Origin of the sequence: Microcystis sp. 49638_E5 (assembly GCF_021300285.1) — a bacterium.
Lineage (GTDB): Bacteria > Cyanobacteriota > Cyanobacteriia > Cyanobacteriales > Microcystaceae > Microcystis > Microcystis aeruginosa_C.
Genome location: NZ_JAJTDH010000084.1, coordinates 1 through 19,820 on the forward strand (window position 1 = coordinate 1; position 19,820 = coordinate 19,820).

At 39.8% G+C, this 19,820-nt stretch carries 28 protein-coding genes; 14 read left to right on the forward strand and 14 right to left on the reverse strand.

The annotated features are described in order from the left end of the window. Positions 1–448: RNA-guided endonuclease InsQ/TnpB family protein (locus LW728_RS18620; RefSeq protein ID WP_287767611.1), on the forward strand; the 448-nt coding region annotated here is incomplete at its 5' end. A gap of 13 nt (positions 449–461) precedes the next feature. Here the strand turns inward: LW728_RS18620 and LW728_RS18625 are convergent. Genes LW728_RS18625 through LW728_RS18640 form a run of 4 tightly spaced genes read right to left on the reverse strand, consistent with a single transcriptional unit; the run spans position 462 to position 2,812 of the window. Next, on the reverse strand, positions 462–1,034 hold the full coding sequence (locus LW728_RS18625) for a Uma2 family endonuclease (protein ID WP_287668825.1): 573 nt from the start codon (positions 1,032–1,034) through the stop codon (positions 462–464). A 46-nt stretch (positions 1,035–1,080) separates the two neighbouring features. Next, entirely contained in the window at positions 1,081–2,094 is a 1,014-nt protein-coding gene (locus tag LW728_RS18630) for a WD40 repeat domain-containing protein (RefSeq protein WP_287767613.1), read from the reverse strand. 36 nt (positions 2,095–2,130) lie between these two features. Continuing rightward, positions 2,131–2,337, reverse strand: coding sequence for a DUF5678 domain-containing protein (locus LW728_RS18635; protein ID WP_287668830.1), 207 nt, complete (start codon positions 2,335–2,337; stop codon positions 2,131–2,133). A gap of 43 nt (positions 2,338–2,380) precedes the next feature. Next, on the reverse strand, positions 2,381–2,812 hold the full coding sequence (locus LW728_RS18640; RefSeq protein ID WP_287668833.1) for a DUF29 family protein: 432 nt from the start codon (positions 2,810–2,812) through the stop codon (positions 2,381–2,383). 380 nt (positions 2,813–3,192) lie between these two features. On the opposite strand from LW728_RS18640, the gene LW728_RS18645 reads away from it, so the two are divergent. The 4 genes from LW728_RS18645 to LW728_RS18660 all read left to right on the forward strand — a co-directional run bounded on the left by LW728_RS18645 (position 3,193) and on the right by LW728_RS18660 (position 4,911). Next, complete coding sequence (locus LW728_RS18645; protein WP_287767616.1) at positions 3,193–3,795, forward strand: choice-of-anchor C family PEP-CTERM protein; 603 nt, start codon at positions 3,193–3,195, stop codon at positions 3,793–3,795. A 146-nt stretch (positions 3,796–3,941) separates the two neighbouring features. Further along, positions 3,942–4,274, forward strand: coding sequence for a DUF433 domain-containing protein (locus tag LW728_RS18650; protein ID WP_002750711.1), 333 nt, complete (start codon positions 3,942–3,944; stop codon positions 4,272–4,274). A gap of 183 nt (positions 4,275–4,457) precedes the next feature. Next, the gene (locus LW728_RS18655) at positions 4,458–4,715 is read left to right on the forward strand and encodes a type II toxin-antitoxin system HicA family toxin (protein ID WP_194017201.1); all 258 of its coding nucleotides are present in this window, start codon (positions 4,458–4,460) and stop codon (positions 4,713–4,715) included. Continuing rightward, positions 4,690–4,911: a type II toxin-antitoxin system HicB family antitoxin gene (locus LW728_RS18660; protein WP_190723128.1), complete on the forward strand. Its 222-nt coding sequence runs from the start codon at positions 4,690–4,692 to the stop codon at positions 4,909–4,911. Before LW728_RS18655 ends, LW728_RS18660 begins: the two co-directional genes overlap by 26 nt. 76 nt (positions 4,912–4,987) lie before the next feature. Here the strand turns inward: LW728_RS18660 and LW728_RS18665 are convergent, their stop codons facing one another. From LW728_RS18665 to LW728_RS18685, 5 genes are all read right to left on the reverse strand, one after another. Further along, positions 4,988–6,364 (reverse strand): MlaD family protein, encoded by a 1,377-nt coding sequence (locus tag LW728_RS18665; protein WP_287767619.1) that lies wholly within the window; start codon positions 6,362–6,364, stop codon positions 4,988–4,990. A 121-nt stretch (positions 6,365–6,485) separates the two neighbouring features. Next, positions 6,486–7,265 carry an ABC transporter ATP-binding protein gene (locus tag LW728_RS18670; RefSeq protein WP_008199437.1) on the reverse strand — a complete coding sequence of 260 codons (780 nt, stop codon included), beginning with the start codon at positions 7,263–7,265 and terminating at the stop codon, positions 6,486–6,488. A 27-nt stretch (positions 7,266–7,292) separates the two neighbouring features. Next, positions 7,293–7,925: a 2OG-Fe(II) oxygenase gene (locus tag LW728_RS18675; RefSeq protein ID WP_002763712.1), complete on the reverse strand. Its 633-nt coding sequence runs from the start codon at positions 7,923–7,925 to the stop codon at positions 7,293–7,295. A gap of 221 nt (positions 7,926–8,146) precedes the next feature. Next, entirely contained in the window at positions 8,147–9,085 is a 939-nt protein-coding gene (locus LW728_RS18680; protein ID WP_287767622.1) for a DNA-methyltransferase, read from the reverse strand. Next, the gene (locus tag LW728_RS18685) at positions 9,082–9,648 is read right to left on the reverse strand and encodes a hypothetical protein (protein WP_043999965.1); all 567 of its coding nucleotides are present in this window, start codon (positions 9,646–9,648) and stop codon (positions 9,082–9,084) included. The genes LW728_RS18680 and LW728_RS18685 overlap by 4 nt, the downstream gene beginning before the upstream one ends. 225 nt (positions 9,649–9,873) lie before the next feature. On the opposite strand from LW728_RS18685, the gene pheT reads away from it, so the two are divergent. Continuing rightward, entirely contained in the window at positions 9,874–12,309 is a 2,436-nt protein-coding gene (gene pheT, locus LW728_RS18690) for a phenylalanine--tRNA ligase subunit beta (protein WP_287767626.1), read from the forward strand. A 611-nt stretch (positions 12,310–12,920) separates the two neighbouring features. Here pheT and LW728_RS18695 read toward each other — a convergent pair. Beyond that, positions 12,921–14,255 carry a helix-turn-helix domain-containing protein gene (locus LW728_RS18695; protein ID WP_149989437.1) on the reverse strand — a complete coding sequence of 445 codons (1,335 nt, stop codon included), beginning with the start codon at positions 14,253–14,255 and terminating at the stop codon, positions 12,921–12,923. Positions 14,256–14,501: 246 nt separating this feature from the next. Here LW728_RS18695 and LW728_RS18700 point away from each other — a divergent pair, with 246 nt between their 5' ends. The 3 genes from LW728_RS18700 (at position 14,502) to LW728_RS18710 (ending at position 15,701) form a co-directional block, all read left to right on the forward strand. Next, entirely contained in the window at positions 14,502–14,687 is a 186-nt protein-coding gene (locus LW728_RS18700; protein ID WP_002737983.1) for a hypothetical protein, read from the forward strand. A gap of 67 nt (positions 14,688–14,754) precedes the next feature. Next, complete coding sequence (locus LW728_RS18705) at positions 14,755–15,087, forward strand: hypothetical protein (RefSeq protein ID WP_002776941.1); 333 nt, start codon at positions 14,755–14,757, stop codon at positions 15,085–15,087. A gap of 71 nt (positions 15,088–15,158) precedes the next feature. Continuing rightward, complete coding sequence (locus tag LW728_RS18710) at positions 15,159–15,701, forward strand: 2Fe-2S iron-sulfur cluster-binding protein (RefSeq protein WP_002802876.1); 543 nt, start codon at positions 15,159–15,161, stop codon at positions 15,699–15,701. A gap of 68 nt (positions 15,702–15,769) precedes the next feature. Here LW728_RS18710 and LW728_RS18715 read toward each other — a convergent pair whose 3' ends face one another. Beyond that, positions 15,770–16,105 (reverse strand): DUF5615 family PIN-like protein, encoded by a 336-nt coding sequence (locus LW728_RS18715; RefSeq protein ID WP_002790889.1) that lies wholly within the window; start codon positions 16,103–16,105, stop codon positions 15,770–15,772. Beyond that, positions 16,089–16,412 carry a DUF433 domain-containing protein gene (locus LW728_RS18720; RefSeq protein WP_002802877.1) on the reverse strand — a complete coding sequence of 108 codons (324 nt, stop codon included), beginning with the start codon at positions 16,410–16,412 and terminating at the stop codon, positions 16,089–16,091. Before LW728_RS18720 ends, LW728_RS18715 begins: the two co-directional genes overlap by 17 nt. Positions 16,413–16,716: 304 nt before the next feature. Here LW728_RS18720 and LW728_RS18725 point away from each other — a divergent pair, with 304 nt between their 5' ends. Continuing rightward, entirely contained in the window at positions 16,717–16,926 is a 210-nt protein-coding gene (locus tag LW728_RS18725) for a hypothetical protein (protein ID WP_002747310.1), read from the forward strand. Then, positions 16,923–17,162, forward strand: coding sequence for a type II toxin-antitoxin system HicA family toxin (locus LW728_RS18730; protein ID WP_002747313.1), 240 nt, complete (start codon positions 16,923–16,925; stop codon positions 17,160–17,162). The genes LW728_RS18725 and LW728_RS18730 overlap by 4 nt, the downstream gene beginning before the upstream one ends. Before the next feature lie 571 nt (positions 17,163–17,733). Here LW728_RS18730 and LW728_RS18735 read toward each other — a convergent pair. Beyond that, the gene (locus tag LW728_RS18735) at positions 17,734–17,913 is read right to left on the reverse strand and encodes a hypothetical protein (RefSeq protein WP_159251988.1); all 180 of its coding nucleotides are present in this window, start codon (positions 17,911–17,913) and stop codon (positions 17,734–17,736) included. A gap of 305 nt (positions 17,914–18,218) precedes the next feature. After that, positions 18,219–18,470, reverse strand: coding sequence for a hypothetical protein (locus LW728_RS18740; protein ID WP_260441799.1), 252 nt, complete (start codon positions 18,468–18,470; stop codon positions 18,219–18,221). Positions 18,471–18,678: 208 nt separating this feature from the next. Here LW728_RS18740 and LW728_RS18745 point away from each other — a divergent pair, with 208 nt between their 5' ends. The 3 genes from LW728_RS18745 (at position 18,679) to LW728_RS18755 (ending at position 19,741) form a co-directional block, all read left to right on the forward strand. Beyond that, positions 18,679–18,927, forward strand: a complete 249-nt coding sequence (locus tag LW728_RS18745; protein ID WP_002735373.1) for a DUF433 domain-containing protein — start codon at positions 18,679–18,681, stop codon at positions 18,925–18,927. Continuing rightward, entirely contained in the window at positions 18,911–19,243 is a 333-nt protein-coding gene (locus LW728_RS18750) for a DUF5615 family PIN-like protein (RefSeq protein ID WP_012266357.1), read from the forward strand. Before LW728_RS18745 ends, LW728_RS18750 begins: the two co-directional genes overlap by 17 nt. A gap of 204 nt (positions 19,244–19,447) precedes the next feature. Continuing rightward, complete coding sequence (locus LW728_RS18755; RefSeq protein ID WP_287767632.1) at positions 19,448–19,741, forward strand: type II toxin-antitoxin system HicB family antitoxin; 294 nt, start codon at positions 19,448–19,450, stop codon at positions 19,739–19,741. Positions 19,742–19,820: the final 79 nt, after the last annotated feature.

Genomic DNA, 19,820 nt, shown 5'->3' on the forward strand with positions numbered 1-19,820 from the left:
TGATGCTTCTTGGTATCAATTCACTGAATGGTTGAATTATTTTGCCAAGATTTATCGGATTGTTTGTATTGCTGTTCCTCCCCATTTCACGACTCAAGATTGTTCAGTTTGTGGGACGAGAGTTCAAAAAACATTAAGCACTAGAACTCATCAATGTCCCAATTGTAAAACAGTCTTAGATAGGGATCATAATGCAGCAATAAATATTCTTAAAAAAGGGTTGCAATATTTGGGAAAACATCTCAATGCCTCGACTTCGCTCGGCATTGACACTGAGCGAAGTCGAAGTGTCAACGGTACTGTTGGGCAAACAGAAACCGACCTAAACGCCTTGGGAGAGTCCGACCTCTGGGTTTTTAATGGAGACATTGAGAATCTAAGTTGTCTCGTTGAACAAGGAATTTCTAACAGCGATGTGGAAAGAATCCCCCGTCACAGCGTAGCTTGACGGTGGGAGTATGTCAATCAAAAATAGAGATAAATAAACTAAAGCCTGGTAAGACATCCTCTCCGCTTAAATTAGCGGGTAGTTCCATAATTTCTAAGGGTTGCTGAGGACGATAAATTTCCACCTGTTGTTGTTGAGGATTAACTAGCCAACCTAATCGCAAACCACTGTGGAGATATTCCCGCATTTTAGCTTGAATTTCTGGGAGGGAATCGCTACGGGAGCGCAGTTCAATGACGAAATCGGGACAAATAGGCGGAAATTTCTCCTGTTCTTCTCGACTTAGAGCTTGCCAACGGGTTAAACTCACCCAAGCGGCATCAGGAGCGCGATATCCGCCTTTCGGCAAACGAAAAATCGTCGCCGAACTAAAGACTTTACCCAATCCGGTTTGACGATTCCACAACCAAAGTAAACTAATAAAATCGGCTTCTCGGTTGCCGCTAATTCCCCCAACAGGTGGCATCACAATTAATTCTCCTTGGGCGTTTCTTTCCAGTTGCCAATCTGGGTTAACTTGACAGAGACGGTAAAACTGCTCATCGCTGAGATTGACTGTATCTAAGTTTAAAATCACTGCTGCCATAGCTATATTCCACCCTAGAAAACACTCTAGTCTTAATTATAGTCAATTAGATTCCCCGCCAGATAGCGATCGCACCGTCCCGATCTCCAGTGACTAACCAACGACCATCTCGACTGGCAACCATTCTTAAGATGACGTTTCCCTTCAGGGTATTCAAGCGCCGACGGGTATTAACATCCCAAAATTTGACGGTTCCATCCCCGGAGGTGCTGGCCAAAACTTTGCCCCCATCGAGCAAGGCCATATCAGTTACAGCGTCGTTATGGGCGAGAATAGTAGTGGTGCCGATGCCACTTTTCACTTGCCAACTGCGGATCGAACCGTCTTGACTAGCAGTACCGGCGGTATTACCATCCTTGGAAAAAAGCACCCGATAAACGGGGAATAAATTACCCGCATAGGCCCGAATAAAGCGACCGGTACTCACTTTCCACAGTTTAACGAAACCATCGTAATCGGCGCTAACAATTCCTTTACCATCGGGACTAAATGCGATCGCCTGAATCGGATGATTATGGCCGCGCAGGGTTTTTAACAGTGTACCCGTCTGAAAATCCCAGAGTTTAACAGTACGATCCCAGCTACCCGTAGCCAAAATTTTGCCATCGGGAGAAATAGCGGCATCAGTAACGAGAAAAGCATGGCCAGGATAGGTCATTTCTAATTTTCCCGTGCGCGTATTCCAGCGTTGCACTTTTCCCCCGGCATCGGCAGTTACAAAAGTCTCACCGTCGGGACTAAATTGGATAGCATTGACAGTATCACCTAGTTGCCAAGTCCTGAGAGGTTTTTGAGTTTTTAGGTCCCATTCCCTAACAGTGCCGTCAAAACTACCGCTCAGCAGCAAGGAGTTATCGGGACTAATGGCTAAAGCATAGATGGGATCCTGATCGGCTTTTAAAATAGTAACCCGTTCCACCATCTGCCAAGGAACGATTTCTGCTAGGGGAGACGCTTGCGGAGTGGTGGTTTTCTCTTTTTCCCGATTGACTGCACAACCCCCCGATAGCAACAGCAGCAATAATAACGATAATGTCGGTTGATAAAGGGTTATTTTCATAGAATTTTGCCGTTGTCAAAATCATCTTAAACTACTTTAAACTTGAATGGGTAAAATTTGCAGAGAATAACGACAACGAGGAACAAGATAAATGACAAATTCTTGATTAGTTGTCTTGGCTTGTTCCAGAACATTCTGTAAATTTTCACCGTGAGCAATGACCCCTTTTTCATTATAGGCAATGTATTGATTTTTATATAAATCAAGCACGGTGTCACGATTTTTGTTTAACCAACGTAACATTTCTTAGGCTTGTTCTTGAGAGATTGAGTCTGTCATAATCTTTCTAAGGAGAGACGTTTTTAATCAGAAGGAAAGCAGCACTAATCAGTTTATTTTTGTCAATTATAGCTTCTAGTTGCTCCGATTGATAACGACCTGATTCGACTTCTAAAGAAGCGGCATCCAAAGCATTAAGATAAGCATCGTTTAAAGTGTCTGTTAATTCCTGATCACTTAAATAATATCCTGCCACTTTTTGGCGTTTATTTTGGCGTTGAATTTCTCTAACACTATTGCGAATGGAGACATCCCAAGAACGAGTGGTTCTGTTTTCTGCCTGTTGTTTAATTAAATGCAGTAATAAGATAACAGCATAACTACGAATGGTGCTAATAGTCCCATTTTTGCTCATATCTTCAAGGTCTTCTACAATCGCCAGTGAACCTTTAATATCACCTTTTAAGAGCAAAGCTTTTAATTCTAAAAGTTCTTCCATAATTCAATTTCTTCCCCCAAATACCCCTTAATTATATCTGGCCACAAGTCTCTCGGATATCCCAGGTTTATTGGGTAAAATGTATTCTAAGATACATTCTTGCGGGCGAGTGAGTGGAACGAACCACAGAGACACAAAGGACACAAAGATCGATCGCTACTATATAAGCAAAAATTGTCACACAAAGTCGAGAAGAGCCAAAAAGTTAATCATTTTTTCATTTATTTTATAAGCTTTTCTCTGCTATGATGAAGCCGTTCTTGTAAAAGTAGAGTTTTTAGTCATGACTCAAAGATTAGCAAAACTAATCGATTTTCGGGGGGGATAAGCATAGCTTATTAAAACTCTCAATTGCTTCCTCTGTCCTTGGGGTAAGTGCTTTGATAGTCACCCCTGTACAAGCAGCAAATTTGGTTCAAAATGGCAGTTTTGAGAACGGTGCAAACCCTGGTCTTTTTCAAACACTTGATGCTGTTTCCACGGTAATTACAGGATGGACGGTTAGCCAAGGATCAATCGATTACATAGGTGCATTATGGCAAGCTTCTAATGGTTCTAGAAGTCTGGATTTATCTGGAGGGAATGCTGGTCGAATTCAGCAAACCTTTAACACAACTGTCGGTGGGACTTATCGGGTGACTTTTGATCTGGCGGGTAATCCCAACGCAAGTCCTATTATTAAAGACATGAGAGTGAGTGCGGGAGGAAGTTCTGCTGATTTTTCTTTTAATACAACAGGAAAAAGCAGTTCAAATATGGGATGGCTATCAAAATCTTGGGATTTTACTGCTAACAGTACAACCACTACCCTTGAGTTTATCAGTTTAACTAATAGCTTTGCTGGTCCTGCGTTGGATAATGTCTCGGTGATAGCTCTTTCCCCTCCTCCTACTCCTACTCCTATCCCCGAACCTTCATCAGTGCTAGGATTATTGAGTTTAGGAGTATTAGGAATTAGTTCTGCTTTAAAACGTCAATCTTAATCTATTTTTATCTTTTTAACCCATCTAAACTAGGTGGGTTAAATTGAATATTCAGATAGGCTTAAAATCGGTGAATAATTTGAATTTTGCGGCACATTTTTAATAATATGCTAGGATAGTATTGATGTTTTAGGAGGTAACAACCTATGCAGTTAGAAGATTATTTTGAATTTGTAGCAGTAGATAATATTCAATTAAAAGGACATCGTATTGGCATTGAGGACGTACTGAAATACTATCGACAAGGTTATAGTCCTCAAGAAATTCTCCAAGAATTACCAACTCTAAATTTAGAAAAAATTTATGCCACTTTGACCTATTATTATCACAATCAAGCACAAATCGATCTCTATCTTGTCAAGCTAGAAAGACAACGGGAACAACATTATCAACAGTGGCTAGAAACATCATCTCCTTTAATTGATCGTTTAAGAAAAGCAAAAATTAAAAAGGAGCAGGAGTATTTACAAAAAGCATGAAAATTCGGTTTTTGCTGGATGAAAATTTATCTCCTAATCTCAAAACGATTGTAAGTAGTCGTGCCAAATTAATTGCCATTTTTGAGATAACTCTTGCAAGCTGATGGCTGACTGCGATGTATAAATGCGATCTCCTTCTTTTAACTTTAAGCTAAAATAGATTGAGTTCGTTGTGATCGATCGATGGGAAAAAAAGAAAAACTGCTAGAAAAGGCCAAAAACTCGCCTCAAGGATTACGTTTTAGCGAATTTGAGAGTTTGCTTAATCTTTGTGGTTGGACTTTTGACCATCAAACAGGAAGTCATCACATTTGGTATTCATCCAAGAGAGTCCGTCTATCTATTCAACCGACAAAAAACGGTGAAGCGAAAGCTTATCAAGTTAAACAATTTTTAAAAATACAGGAGGAAGAAAATGAATCCAACCACCGAGGATTTTAACGGTTTTAGCATTAATATCTTCCAAGATGAGGAGAGAGATTGGATAGCATACTTAGTAGAAATGCCTAGCGTTTCCGCTTTTGCTGATAGCCCCCAAACAGCACTCAATGAATTAATTGTAGCTTGGGAAGGCGTTAAAGAAAGTTATCGTCAACATGGTGAAGAAATTCCTCATTTAGCTATGACAAAAAATTAGGCACACTAGCTGGGTCTTGAAAAATTTAGTACAAATGCTCGGACTTTTTTTTCCCAACCCCTAACCCCAAATTCTGCTACTCAGATTCAGGTTTCTTAGGGTCTTTTTCTGGGGTATTAGCGGCGGGATTTGGGGCTATTGTCGCAATTTGGGCGGCCATTCTTGTCATTGCTTGACCTTGGGCGAATTCCTGCTGTAGTTGTTCGCTAGAAGACACCAAACGACTTAAACCTTGAATTAAACGGATAATTTCCTGTCGCAGTTGCGGATTACCGGTAATTTCATCCACATCCGAGGTGATTTTCTGAAGATTGGCAAAAGCAGCGCGAGAGGAGTCGAGGAGTTGCTGTAGGGTGACAACAGTGGCAGGATCGGAGAGATAGGCGGTAAAGTTGCCCAAATTTTCACTTAATTTAACAGCATTTGCCGAAATAGTGTTTAAATTCTCAATAATTTGGCTTTTCTGCACTTCCGTCAGGATCGGATCCAAAGCAGCGAGAGTAGTTTGTAGGCGATCGCTAGTAGTTTTGATACTATCGAGAGTAGCAATTAAACGATTTTGATTAGCTGCCAAAAAAACCCGCAGTTCTTCGGTGGTTTCTCCCACCAAAAGCAGCGTTTTTCGGGCCTCCACTAGGGTAGCGTCTAAATTTCTCAGGCCGCCACTTCCCTGTAAACTTCTCAGTAAAGTAGTCGCTTCCTGACTCAATCCCCCGACACCGGAAAGATCACTAGAAAGGCGATCGAGAGAACCGGATACTTGGGGTAAGGATTCTAGGGATCTCATCCCCGAATTAACTTTACCTAGAGTACCGCTGCGACGAACCTCGCTTAAAGCGGTGGTTGCCTCACCACTAAAGCGATCGAGTCCCCCCAAGGCATTAGCAGCGCGTTGGGTAAAAGAACGAAATCCGGCCACCATATCGGGATCGCTAACTAGATTAGAAATTCTCAGTAAAGATCTGATCAGGGTATTGACATTTAGCGCCGATTGCCCTTGTAAACGGGAACCGTTACAGATAATCACCTCCCCATTACAGTTAGGACTCAAAGGGGGTTCTTTAACACCACCGACGGGTAAAGCTTGCAGGGGAGTAATATCGATCGTGGTTTCACCCACTAAACCGGATTGAATGGCTTCGATGAGGGAATTACTGGGAATTAGGCGATCTGCTGGCGAAATCTCCACTTCTACGGCGACTCCCTCCGGTTCTGGGGTAATTGCCGTCACTTGTCCGATTCTCACTCCCCGATAACCGACGCGGGTTCCCACCATCATGCCACCCACATTAGGAAAAAGGAAGCTGGCGCGATAACTGCGTCCCCCGAAGCTAAAATTACTTAACCAGGCGATAAACCAGATTAATATTCCCCCCGATGTCAGTAACATTAAACCGATACCACTTTGCCGCAGAGTTGGGGAAATCCCTCGTTGTGAACCGCCAGCTTCCATAAATAATTACTCCTCATCTCTAAACAGTATCTTACAGGAGAAATCGGAGGATTTCAGTGATCAGTGATCAGTGATCAGATGCGAGTTATCAGTTCACTGATTACTGTTTACTGTTTACTGATCACTGAATTGGTCCGTCGATACTGCCGGTAAAAAATTGCTTGAGTACGGGGATTTCGGAGTGATAAGCCTCTTGAGTCGGTCCAACCCATTGAAATTGACCTTTATAGAGAAAAACGATGCGATCGGTGGTATTTTCGATGGTGCTGTGGACGTGGGTGACAATGAGATGGGCCCCACAGGCTTTTTTTACTTTGAGAAGTTCCATAATTACCGTCTGGATGCGGGTAGAAGCGACGGGATCGAGTCCGGCAGTGGGTTCATCGTAAAGGAGAATGTTCGGTCGATCGGCGGCGATCGAGGGATCGCTGATAATTGCTCTGGCTAAACTGACCCGTTTTCGCATCCCTCCGGATATTTCAGAGGGATAGAGGTCGTAGGAACCAGTCATACCCACTAAATCCAGTTTTTCTTCCACTAAATCGCGAATTTCGGCTCGTTTTAGCTTTGAGTGGCGATAGAGAGCAAAACCGACATTTTCCCCGACGGTGAGGGAGTCAAAAAGGGCCGATTGTTGGAAAACTAGACCAACACCGAGGGGATCTTCCCCCTGTTCTACGGTTCTCTGCCGTTTTGTACCGTAGATGTACACTTCTCCCCGATCGGGGGCCAGTAATCCGGCGACTAAGCGTAAAATGGTCGATTTTCCCGTCCCGGATGGACCGATCACGCCGATCGCTTCCCCTTCGTACACTTTCAGATCGACGTTATTTAAGATTACTTTCTTACCGAAAGCTTTGGTCACTCCCCTTAATTCGACGATCGGTTCGCGCATCACCATCTAGAATATCTTTACAAAAATGCCCTTTTATTGTAGGGCAACGACCCGATCTTTCTTTTTTTTCTTTTCTGGTTTTATGGTTCGCGATTCTATCTGCATTTCGGGAATCTCTCGCAATTCTTCGGCATCTAAACGATATTGTTCGCAGACAAGACTCAGACGAATACCAGAACAGCTAACGGGATTAACTGAATGGGTAAGATCTCCTTGAAAGAGGATCAGGGTGTTAGCACAAGGACGAATCTGGGCCACAGAACGATTGCCTGTTGCTAGTACCAGTTCCCCCCCTTGAATATCTTTAGGAACCTGCACATAAAGGACGCTAACTAGGAGCGGGGGATCGATTGTTTTACAATAGGAGCGCAGGGAGCGATCGATATGAGGATCGACGCGTGAACCGGTTTGTAGGAGTAAGGGGTTAAGATAAAAAGCGTTGCAGTCAGCTTGTAAACTGCGATCGAGATAGGGTTTAAAATAGGGAAACATTCGTGCAACTTCGCTGATTTGTGTGCGTCGAAAAGCGATGGAAAAGCCTTTGGTTTTAACGAAATCTCGATTTAAATTGTTAACTGTGAAGTGGGGACAAGCGAGAATCTGTCCTTGTAGTTCGCTCAGATAACTGGGAGTAAAAGCGTCGGGATATTGGGAATAGTAAGGCACGGATAGAATCGCAACGGTATGGCAATCTTTATGATAGCTTGTTCCTAGAGAGATGGGGATAATTTTCCCAGAAGTGTTCTGTCTGTGTGTACTTTAAGATAAGAGTTATTAAGAATGATGTTCTGCTCGAAAGCTTGACTAACTCTCCTTAATTCTCCGAGGGATTTATTGTCGAGCCGATTTTCTACCGTAGCGGTTATTATTGTTAACTTTTTGATTGACTAATCAAATACCTCAAATTCCTGGCCGATCTTGCCAAAATATTCCCCCAAACGTTGTTGAATGATATTAATATACTGATCTTCAATTTCAATACCAATAGTCTGATAACCTAATTCTAGAGCGGCAATTAAAGTTGTACCCGTTCCAGCAAAAGGATCGAGAACTATATGACTGTTATCCTGTGGTAGAAATAACTCGAGCAGTTTTCTAATCAATGATAAAGGTTTAATCGTACAATGCTCATCAAAATTTTCATCCCGTCCTTTAGAAAAGCCCTCTAAAATATTGGATTGAAAAGAGCCGTCACTTAGTATAGCTTTGAAGGGACCTAATCCAGTCATTTGTAGAGTTTCAATATAATTGTTTTTTAGAGGCTTCTGCACAATAACTATAGCTTCCCATTCATTTCTCAGGCAAGTATGCCAACCTTGCCATTGTTGAGCATTAGTATCACCAATTTTGTCAAGTTTTTTCTCAATATTTAATCCTTTAGGAATGCCTGAATGTCGTCTATAAACCAGCACATCTCTAGCATAAAAACCGGCATTTTCAAGAGCAATCTGAATATGAGCCAGTGTTCTTGTGCTACTAAAAACAGCGACAACAGCCCCCCTTTTACAAACACGCATTAGTTCCTTTGACCAATCTGTTGCCCATTCAATATAATTGACCACATTTTCGCGATTGCGTTGATACCAACGCTCATTGCGAACCCCACCAGCTAACCCACTTCCATAGGGAATATTTTTTACCAGTGTGGAACTGTTTTGAATGCGTTCTCTGCGTCTTTGGATTTCATCATGATCCCAATTTCTGCCAATGAACTCATAATTATAGGGTGGATCTGTGATCACACAAGATATACTAGATTCTTCTAGTAAAGTGAGAAGTTCTCTACAATCACCGTGCAGAAGTTGCCATCTTTTTGAGATATTCATCGGGCAATATAAAACTCCTGTGTTTCAGAAAATTTATCAAAAGTTTTCAGCAAATCGAACCCACTGCGCTCAAGTATATAATCAAAACTTTGTTGGCTCTGCAAAACAGTCCAGCCACCCAGATGACAAGCTTTAATCGCTGCTGGTAAGTTATCCTCTCGCACAATCAGTAAAATAGGTTTAAGTCCTCTTTCCTGTAATAGTTTTCCATACTGTTTAAACTTTTTAAGTGTGCCAGAATCTCCCGAACCAATTCTATATTTAGTATCAATGGCATCTCTACCTAAAATGCAGTCACAAGGTTGATCATCTGCAATCTTTAAAGCCGGTTGATAATCTAAACAATTAGCCTTAAAAACTTCTGTCACCAGACGTTGCCAACACATTCCTAGTTCCCTGCCCCAATACTGACGATTTTCCCTTTTTAAACTAGGAGTAATTCCAAATACCCTCATAAGCGGATCATAATCATCATTTTCTTCTCCATAGATTTTGTCACTAAAAGAACTTTGGTATTGTCTCAAAATTCCCTTGAGTAGGTTTTCTATTTGATCGGGTGGCATCAATAATCCTTTTTGATATAGATAGCTAACTACTGATTATCTACCCAAATTATCGGTAATCTGTTCAAAGATAATATCACCCCTGGCCAAGGAAAATGATCGGTTATTTACACAGGCCTTCCATCTTGCCCCTAATATTCTAACAGCCGATCGTCCCTAATTTCTAAATCATTGACTACCCACGGTTTACAATAGTTAAGAACCAACGGCAAGCAAGAATTAACGATGCGGATTTCGATCAACTGGTTACGAGAATTAGTCAAAATTGTCCAATCTCCCCAAGAATTAGCCGAATTATTGACAATTGCGGGAATAGAAGTGGAAGAGATCGAGGATCGCCGAGAATGGGCAAAGGGTGTGGTTATTGGTAAAATTATCGATCGTCAACCCCATCCCAACGCAGATAAATTAAGTGTCTGTCAGGTGGATATCGGTCAGGAAAATCTTAGTACAATTGTCTGTGGTGCGCCCAATGCTAGGGCTGATATTCTAGTTCCCGTGGCTACTTTGGGAACTTATTTAGCCAAAATCAATTTAACGATTAAACCGGCTAAATTGCGGGGGGTAAAATCGGAAGGGATGATCTGTTCCCTCGCGGAATTAGGATTAACTAAAGATTCTGAAGGAATCCACATTTTTAGCCAGGAAAATCTCCCTTTAGGTACAGATGTTCGTCCCCTTTTAGGACTCGATGAGGTGATTTTAGATATTTCTCCCACCGCTAACCGTGCCGATGCTTTGAGTATGATCGGAGTCGCGCGAGAAGTGGCGGCTTTGACAGGAGGAGAATTAAGCCTACCAAAAGTGAAATTAGGTGAATTTTCCCCTAAAAAAGATTTAACGCTGGAAATATCAGAAAATAAAGCTTGTCCTGCTTATATTGGTACGGTGATCGAGGGGGTAAAAATTGGCCCATCTCCGCTATGGTTGCAACAGCGTTTACAGGCTGCCGGATTGCGATCGATCAATAATGTGGTCGATATTACTAATTATGTCCTCTTGGAGTGGGGACAACCCTTACACGCTTTCGATCGCGATCGTTTACAAAGTTTTGCCGGAGGTAAATCCGTTACTATTGGGGTCCGTTTTGCCGAGGAAGGGGAAAAAATTATTAGCCTTGATGGTCAGGAAAGAAGCTTAAAAGAGCTTAATTTATTAATTACTGCCAATAATAAGCCGGTAGCTTTAGCGGGGGTGATGGGAGGTCAAGATACAGAAGTTAACGAGGAAACCGTTAATCTTGTGCTAGAGTCGGCTTTATTCGATCCGATCGCTATCCGTCGTTCCTCAAAAGCGCAGGGTTTACGCAGCGAATCTTCTGGACGCTATGAACGCGGTGTTAATCCCGCCGCTTTGGAATATGCTTGTCAAAGGGCGATCGATTTGATTCTAGAGTTAGCTGGGGGAACTGTCAGCAGTCAGGTTAAAGCTGATTATCGTGCCGATCAGTCCAGTCGTTCGATCGAATTGCGTTTAGAACGTTTGCAGCAGCTACTGGGTCAAGTTACCCTAGATAACGGTGCGATCAGTGAAATTCTCGCCGAAGATGTGGAACGGATTTTAGGCAATTTAGGCTGTGAATTACAGTTAACCTCAAAAAATCCTGTTCTGTGGACTGTGACAGTGCCAGACTACCGTTATCGGGATTTAGAACGAGAAATTGACTTAATTGAAGAAGTGGCGCGACTGTACGGATATGATCGCTTTGTCGATACTTTGCCGGCAAAAACCGCAGCCGGAGGATTGTCCTTTGAGGAAACTATACAGCGTCGGGTACGGGAAGCTTTTCGAGCAGTCGGTTTGACGGAATTAGTCCAGTATTCCCTAGTTAAACCGGAATTAGCGGAAGTTGTCCTCGCTAATCCCCTTTTTGTCGAGTATTCTGCTTTGCGGACTAATCTCCTCGACGGTTTAATCGAAGCGTTTGAGTATAATCAGTCTCAGGGTAACGGTTCCTTAAATGGCTTCGAGATCGGGCGAGTTTTCCGCTCAGAATCGGATAATATCAACGAATACGATGCGATTGCTGGCATTTTTGGCGGTGATTTCTTCCCGGCCGGACGTTGGCTGCGATCGGGTAAAGAGGTAGCCATGACTTGGTATGAAGCAAAAGGCATTTTAGAAGCAGTATTCGATCGCCTTTCGCTGACAGTAAGCTACGAAAAAGATGCCGAAGATGCGCGTTTTCATCCCGGACGAACAGCATCTTTATGGATTGGTAAACAACGACTAGGAATTTTTGGTCAACTACACCCGCAATTGCGTCAGCAAAAGGGATTAATTGAGGCAGTTTATGCCTTTGAAATCCAGTTCCCGATCCTGTTAGCAACTCTTAGCGATAGTGCCAAAATTACCCCGCGTTTACAGGTCTATTCTACCTATCCGGGGGCTGCACGAGATATCGCCTTCTTTGTTTCTACAGATATACCCGTAGATAGATTGACAAAAACTATCAAAAATGCTGGGGGAACTCTTTTAGAAAAAGTCGAATTATTCGATCGCTATCAGGGGCAGAATGTGCCAGAAAATCATTGTAGTTTGGCCTTTAGTTTAGTCTATCGTGCCAGCGATCGAACTTTAACCGATGAAGATGTGGAACCCTTAATGACAAAAGTGCGAGAAGCTTTAGTTAAACAGTTCCAAGTTTCTTTAAGAAGTTAAATTCAGCGATCAATTATCAGTTATCAGACATCGACTTTATAAGTAGGTAGGCGTTAAAAATTATCAGATGCCCCCCTTATCAAGGGAGATCCCCCCGCCTACCGGCACCCCCCTTATCAAGGGGGGCAGGGGGGATCAAACCCCCCTTATCAAGGGGGGCAGGGGGGATCACCGGCACCCCCCTTATCAAGGGGGGCAGGGGGGATCAAACCCCCCTTATCAAGGGGGGCAGGGGGGATCGAACCCCCCTTATCAAGGGGGGCAGGGGGGATCGGCACCCCCCTTATCAAGGGATATCCCCCCGCCTACCGGCACCCCCCTTATCAAGGGGGGCAGGGGGGATCAAACCCCCCTTATCAAGGGGGGCAGGGGGGATCGGCACCCCCCTTATCAAGGGGGGCAGGGGGGATCAAACCCCCCTTATCAAGGGGGGCAGGGGGGATCAAACCTAAAATCCATTTTTAATTTAATTATAACCAGCCATTTATTATCTCAAGAATAATCTCACACATCGCTATCAATATCGCTGATTGCCTCTAATGATTACCAATCAGTTTAAGAGGTTGGAAGGGTTCTTTTTTAGACTCGATCTCCTCTAAAAAATATTACAATCAATCGCTTTTGATATACGCTTTAAAAATAGATGATAATTGAAATCGGTTTTGCTCCCTTTGAATTAAATAACGTTGTTGCAAGGATTGTAAACCATTGATTAAATCACTAGCAGATAAATCTAGGTTATTTTTTAACTCCTCTCTAGATAAAGGTTGATCAACTTTACTTAATTCTAAGGCGATTTGTTGGGCAAGGGGAGAACAGCGACCAAAAATTTGTTTTAAATGAGACTGCATTTTTTTTGTAATAACTAAGCTATTTTCTGCCAAGAAATCGTTAACCTTGCCATCAAAAACATCTTTAATCAAAACGGCAATATCAGTTAAATAAAAAGGATTACCTTCGTATAATTGAATTAATTCTAACCATCTTTCCCCATCTTGTAAACCTTTATTTTTAAGAAAATCAATGGCTTCAAATCCTGATAATTCTAAGCATTGAATGGGAGAATTTTCTTGATTAAGATAGTTCATTTCCGCCGATTTTTCTTGACTAATGAGAATAAAATGGCTCTGGTGTTGGATTTCTGCAATCAGTTTTAAAAAATGTTGATAACTACTATATTCAGGTTGATAATTACCCGCCATTTGACCAACAGCAAAAAGATTTTGAAAATCATCTAAGACGATTAAACATTTATGATTGCTTAGAACTTCTAACAATTGCTGGATTTTATTATCGGTGCTTTCTTTCGGTTCTTTTTGGCAAGTATTCAATAAATCATTTAGCCATAAATCTAAAGACTTAGGAAATTTTAAACTTTTCCAAATCACCACTTCAAATTGTTCTAAATTGAGATCAATAAATCGTTTAACTAGGGTGGTTTTTCCTATTCCCCATAATCCCAAAACGGCAATTAAGCGAGTATTTTGCTTAAACACCCAGTTCGAGACTGTTGCGAGTTCGTTTTCTCGATCGTAAAAGTCAATAATTTGAGGAGCAAGGGTTAGATCATGATATGTCTGAGAATATTGAGAGTTTATCTCTCTATTTTTGTCATCTTTATTGAGTTGATTAAAAATCTGAGAGCAAAAATTAAAATTTTGATTTATTTCAACAATTTGTGATGATTTAATCTTCATTCTTTCTATGGTAGAACGAAAATTAGATTTTCTTATTTCTTCCCCAAAAGCATCCGATAAAAGCTTCCATAATTTAGCACCTTCCTCTCTAATATGAGTCTCACTGCGGTGATATTCGTTACCTATTTCTTGATAACTCTGTCCTTGCCAACTCCCTTCAAAAATAGCCTTCTGGATAGTATTTAGCGGCTTTTTATCTCGCTCAATAAGGCGTTCGTCAATCAGTTGTAAGACTTCCGTGATATTCATACAATCGACACAGCAAAAGACTTTTGGGTATTATAGCCCAACTAAATCCCACTTTTTCCAATTTTCAGAAAAATTTACCCGACAAAACTCCCGATAAAATCCGATGTTTAGGGGTTGTCACTTTTTGGAAGCGTTTGGCATGATGGAATCTAGTTAAGCAAAACAGACCTAAAACTAACCATATCTAACTCAGCGACGCTAGTTCTAAGTATTATTGCTTATGTCTCAGTTTAACGTAGGTATTTTATGACGAAGTTCGTTTTAGACAAATATGCGCTCGATTCTAAAAAATCAGAAGCTAAGGCAAAAATCGTCGGTTCATTGGGTTCAAATGCCTCAATTTCAGGGGATCAGATAGAAGTCCCCAGTTATGACGCAACCAAAGTGGTTCAGATTTTAAGTCAAGTTGGTATCAAGTATTCGGGGGGGTAGGTAAAAGTGCCAGTTGGTATCCTTACAAGGAGTTATTTTTGAACATTCGTAATTGTGGGTATTAATTATGAAAACAACAACTAAATCATTAACTTATTTTCGTTTTATTACTTGGCTCTCAATAATGTTTGCATTCATCAATATTGGGATTAGTCCAATTAAAGCTCAACGATATTCTCCTCGTCAAATAATAAATGTGGGAACAGTAGTAAATTCAGCAATTGGAGGATTAGTAGGAGGTGTTTTTAAAGCAGTTGGAGAACAAGAAGGACGTAGAATGTTACAGTCTGGTCAACCATATACACATTTTTACTTTGTGTTAATGCCTGATGGATGGTATTATAGAGTATGCCAAAACTATCAAAATGGTGTGCCTATTTCTCCACCTTACCGGTGTTAGTAAGAACTACTTTGTTAAATTTTACATCAAGTTAAGTTTTCAACACTTTTTATTACAGGAGGACTTTGAAAATGAGCGATTGGTTGACACACGCACTGAATCACTTAGCAAGAGAAGGGCTTAAACATGCGATAAAAGAAGCTCCTAAAGTTGCAAAAGAAGTAAGGGAAAAAATTGAAGACTATCAAAGACATCGTGAGCGAGAGAAACAATATAAAATCAATGAAATCCGTAGAGAGTTTGATGCTTTTGAAGAAGAACTAAATAAAAAAACCGAAGAGAATGTATCCAATTCAAGAGCATCAACTAATAATTCTCGTCCGGGTTACTATAATGTAACTTTAATTACTCCTGATGGAAAAGAGACAATTGAAGTTCCTGCTGATGAGTACATTCTTGATATAGCTGAAGAATACGGACTAGATATTACTTCTGATTGTCGTGCGGGAGCTTGTAGTTCCTGTGCTGGTAAGATCGTTTCTGGTAGTGTAGATCAATCAGATCAATCTTTCTTAGATGATGATCAAATAGACGATGGTTATGTATTGCTTTGTGTTGCTTATCCTACTTCTAATTGTGTCATTGAAACTGATAAAGAAGAAGATCTTTATTAGTGCGATCGCTTTTCTATCGGGTGCATTAACACAGTATAATGCACCTTATTTATTATTGTGTCTAATCTTTACAAAAACTCAATCTTTTTATACATATATTGAGGTTCTAAACATTCCCAAATTAAGACTAAATCACTGATAATTTTTCCAATTGGCTGACGTTGTTGGCGAGTGTAAATAATGCCACAATGTTCAATACCTGTAGAGGCCAAACTAAGAAAATCATCATCAAAAGTAAAAATGACTCGTTGTTGGGACAAAGCATAAGCTAGTTGTCTTTCATCAGATGCACCAATTAGACCCTCTTCTGGGGATGTTGTGACATCAACTCCCCGCATTCTCAAGCCGTTTGCAATAGCATTACTAACACTTTCATCCAGATGAAATTTAATCTTGACTGGCATTTTCACCCTGTAATATTTTCTCAATTAAAGATGGTTTGTTTCCTTGTAGTTGTTTAGCAAAAGTTTCTCCTGCTTCAATTTGTCGTCTAATTTCTTCTCGATTGTCATGGTAATAGGTCAAGGCCGCATAAACATCTGCTAGGGTAATAGTAGGATGGTGATAAATAATTTCATCTGGTGACATTCCCATTCTTTCATGCCAAATTACAATATCTTGAACTTTAATTCGATGTCCAGCAATACGAGGTTTTCCACCACAGATACCAGGAGTGATTTCAATATGTTGTGAGATAACTAAAGATGACATAATTACTTACCAATAATATTAATAAATTGTTATTATCGTACCATTTTTTCCCCAGTAAGGCAACATCACTGCGATCGCCGATCTGGTAGATTGGGTTGAGGCACGAAACCCAAGATGATCAACTATTAATTTATTTGGTTGGTGTTGGGTTGCACTTTGTTTAACTACATTTTGGCAATAAAGAGGCGATTAGGGTTGATAAACGGCGAACGCTAATCTTGTAAGCTTTAAACAGTGCTATCTAAAAAACTAAACAAACTATAATTAAAATTACTGCAAAAATTTAGAGAGTAAAGAAGGAAATATGACAGAAATAGTTTTTTTAGTGGAAGATGCACCGGAAGGGGGATATACAGCAAGGGCATTAGGCGAGTCTATTTTTACCGAAGCCGATGATTTACAATCTTTACGAGAAATGGTAAAAGATGCCGTTAATTGTCATTATGATGATAGGGAAAATCGCCCTAAAATTATTCGTTTACATATTGTTAGGGATGAGGTATTTGCGGTATGAAGCTACCCAGAGATTTATCCAGTGATGACTTAATCAAAAAATTGTCTGAGTTAGGTTATGAAGTGAGTCGTCAAACGGGTAGCCATATTAGACTAACTACTTCTGAAAATGGTACACATCAGATTACTATTCCTGCTCATAATCCTGTCAAAATAGGCACTTTAAATAATATTTTGCGTGATGTCGCTCTACATTTTAATCTAAGTAAAGATGAACTATTGAAAAGACTGTTTTAAAATGGCTATCTCCTGTAGATTGAGTGCGATCCAAGATGATCAATTATTAATTTATTTGGTTGGTGTTGGGTTGCACTTTGTTTAACTACATTTTGGCAATAAAGAGGTGAACGCTTTTATTTTAATAATCTTTCCTATTTTTCATGACTTCCTATCCACCCCCAAATATAATCTTCATCATCTTTAAAAGCTAAAGCTCTATAATTAATACCAAATCCTGCCGATCAAAATTCTCCAACTTTTTTAAAAGACAAAGAAGGATGGTTTAAGTCACTTTTTAAAAGCTCAAAATTCCTTCTTACTAAAATTTGATTTGTTTTTCCCATTGTTGATCGTCTAACTTATTAATCCAATTTCTTAAATACAAAAATTCATCAAAAGTAAGGCTTTCAATTTCCGCTTGAGTTAATTGTAACTTTGTCATCTTACTATCTTTCCACAACAATAGTTCAAATTTGAGTTTTATATTATCATTTTTTCCGTAAAAATGGAGATTTGTGATCGCATTTGGCAGAATATTAGAAGTGCGATCGCTTTTCTTGTCGGGTGCATTAACAGAGTATAATTCGCCTTATTTCTTGTTATTGATGGATTCCCACCATAACTTTAAATCACTTTCATTAATCTTTTTTTGAAGATATTCAATCTGATCTGAATAGCTGAGATTTTTCATGTCTTTAGCCATTTTTTCTTGACTGGTTTGTTTAAAAGCTAAACAGTCAAAACTTTTTTTAATTGTCGTTGGCTTCATCAATTGTTACCTCTAAAGGAGAAATAATAGTCAAAATCCCATAGCCATTGAGTAAATTAATTTGATTATAGCCTTTCATTTTATCTAGGCGCACAATATGTTTAAAATTCCATGATATGATTGCATCCGCTCTAGCTATTGTAGCAGCCGCTACATGAGTAGCATCATTAATAGACTTTGATGTAACAACTCCTTCATTGATATAAGTAGTCGTGCAAAATTAATTTCCTAGTCAAGATAGGCAAAAGGCAAGAGGCAGGAGGCAAGAGGTGGTTAGATATGTGTAATTAATTTTGCTTAGGTACTTAAGCATCCCTTAACTGTAAAACTTCAGGTGTTATCTTAACTACTTCAATAACTCTCTGCGGAATCGATAATAAAATATCTTTAACCGCTTGGGGGGTATTAGTTAATTCGCTAACAATGATATCACTCATTAACAAAATAAACTTTTCTTGCTTAATGGCTTCCATCAATTGATTGGACTCTAAGGAAAATTCATCATCTAAACAGCCTCCAATGACTGATGTATCAATATAAACTCTAAGTTTTTTCATAAATGATAGAAAAAGTTTTCTGATCTTAGTTTAACATCAAAAGTGCGATCGCCGCTCTTTTAGAGTGGATTAAGGTAGTGTAATGCAGCTTATTGATAATAGAATTTTTGAAACCTAAAAGTCGAGGGCTTTAGTTTTAAGATTTATCAAGCTTAAAGTACAGTTAACATTAAGTTATAATAATCATTAGCCAACAACAATTATTACTATGTCTTTTGCAGCTAAATATCGAGATCGGATTGTGATTAACCCAGACATTCGCAGTGGCAAACCTTGCATTGTCAATACTCGTATTGCAGTAGCAGATATTTTTGATTATCTAGGAGGAGGGATGACTATTGAAGAAATATTAGATGATTTCCCCGATCTTACCTTAGAAGATATACAAGCCTGTTTTGCATTTGCCGCCGAGCGGGATCGTCGTTTAATGGTTATTCCCTATGAAACTGCTATTTGACGAAAACTTATCACCTAAACTACCTCTGTTACTGGTATCACATTTTCCCGATAGCGCTCATGTTAGAGATTGTAGCCTAAAAGGGTTTCCCGATCAAAGGATTTGGGAATATGCGCGTATCAATGGATTTATAATTGTCTCGAAAGATGCTGATTTTTATCAACGGAGTTTGTTGTATGGCCAACCTCCAAAGTTCATCTGGTTGAGGATTGGAAATTGTACCACTTATCATCTAATCAGTCTTATTTTAAAACATAAACAAGCTATTAAGAGATTTAGCGATAATTCTACCGAGTCAGTTTTAGTAATTGCATAATCATATATTATCCTAAGTGATCGCTTTTCTGATCGGGTGCATTAACAAAGTATAATGCACTTTATTTATTGTTTATTGATGAAATGATCCAAAGACGTTAATTTAAAAGATTGAGGTCAGGGGAGTTTGTTCGGTTGGTCTTGTGTTAAGATTAAGCTAGAGTAAATTCTAATCTCCGATTAAAATTTCAACGGAACAATCACCATGAACTTTTATACCGTTATTCTGAGAAAAAGTGCAGATTATTGGGTCTCATTATGTCTTGAAAATGGATTAGTTGGACAAGGAGAAACTCAGGAAAAAGCTATTGAGAAACTAAAAGAAGCGATTGAATCTTTTTGGGAGATTTATCGTGATCAAGCCAATATCTATACCAGTCCTATTCCTATAGACGAACTTCATGAATTTTTAACTGTGGGAGATTCTGAAACTCCCGAAACTTACGAACTCAGAAAAGTTTATGCCAGCAATTCTCATTTTGAAAACAAAAGAAGATAAAGTTCTCTATGTGAACAAGAGAACTTCTGTCTAATTATCATTTTTTTTCAAGATAATCATCATAATTAGCTTCAAGAGA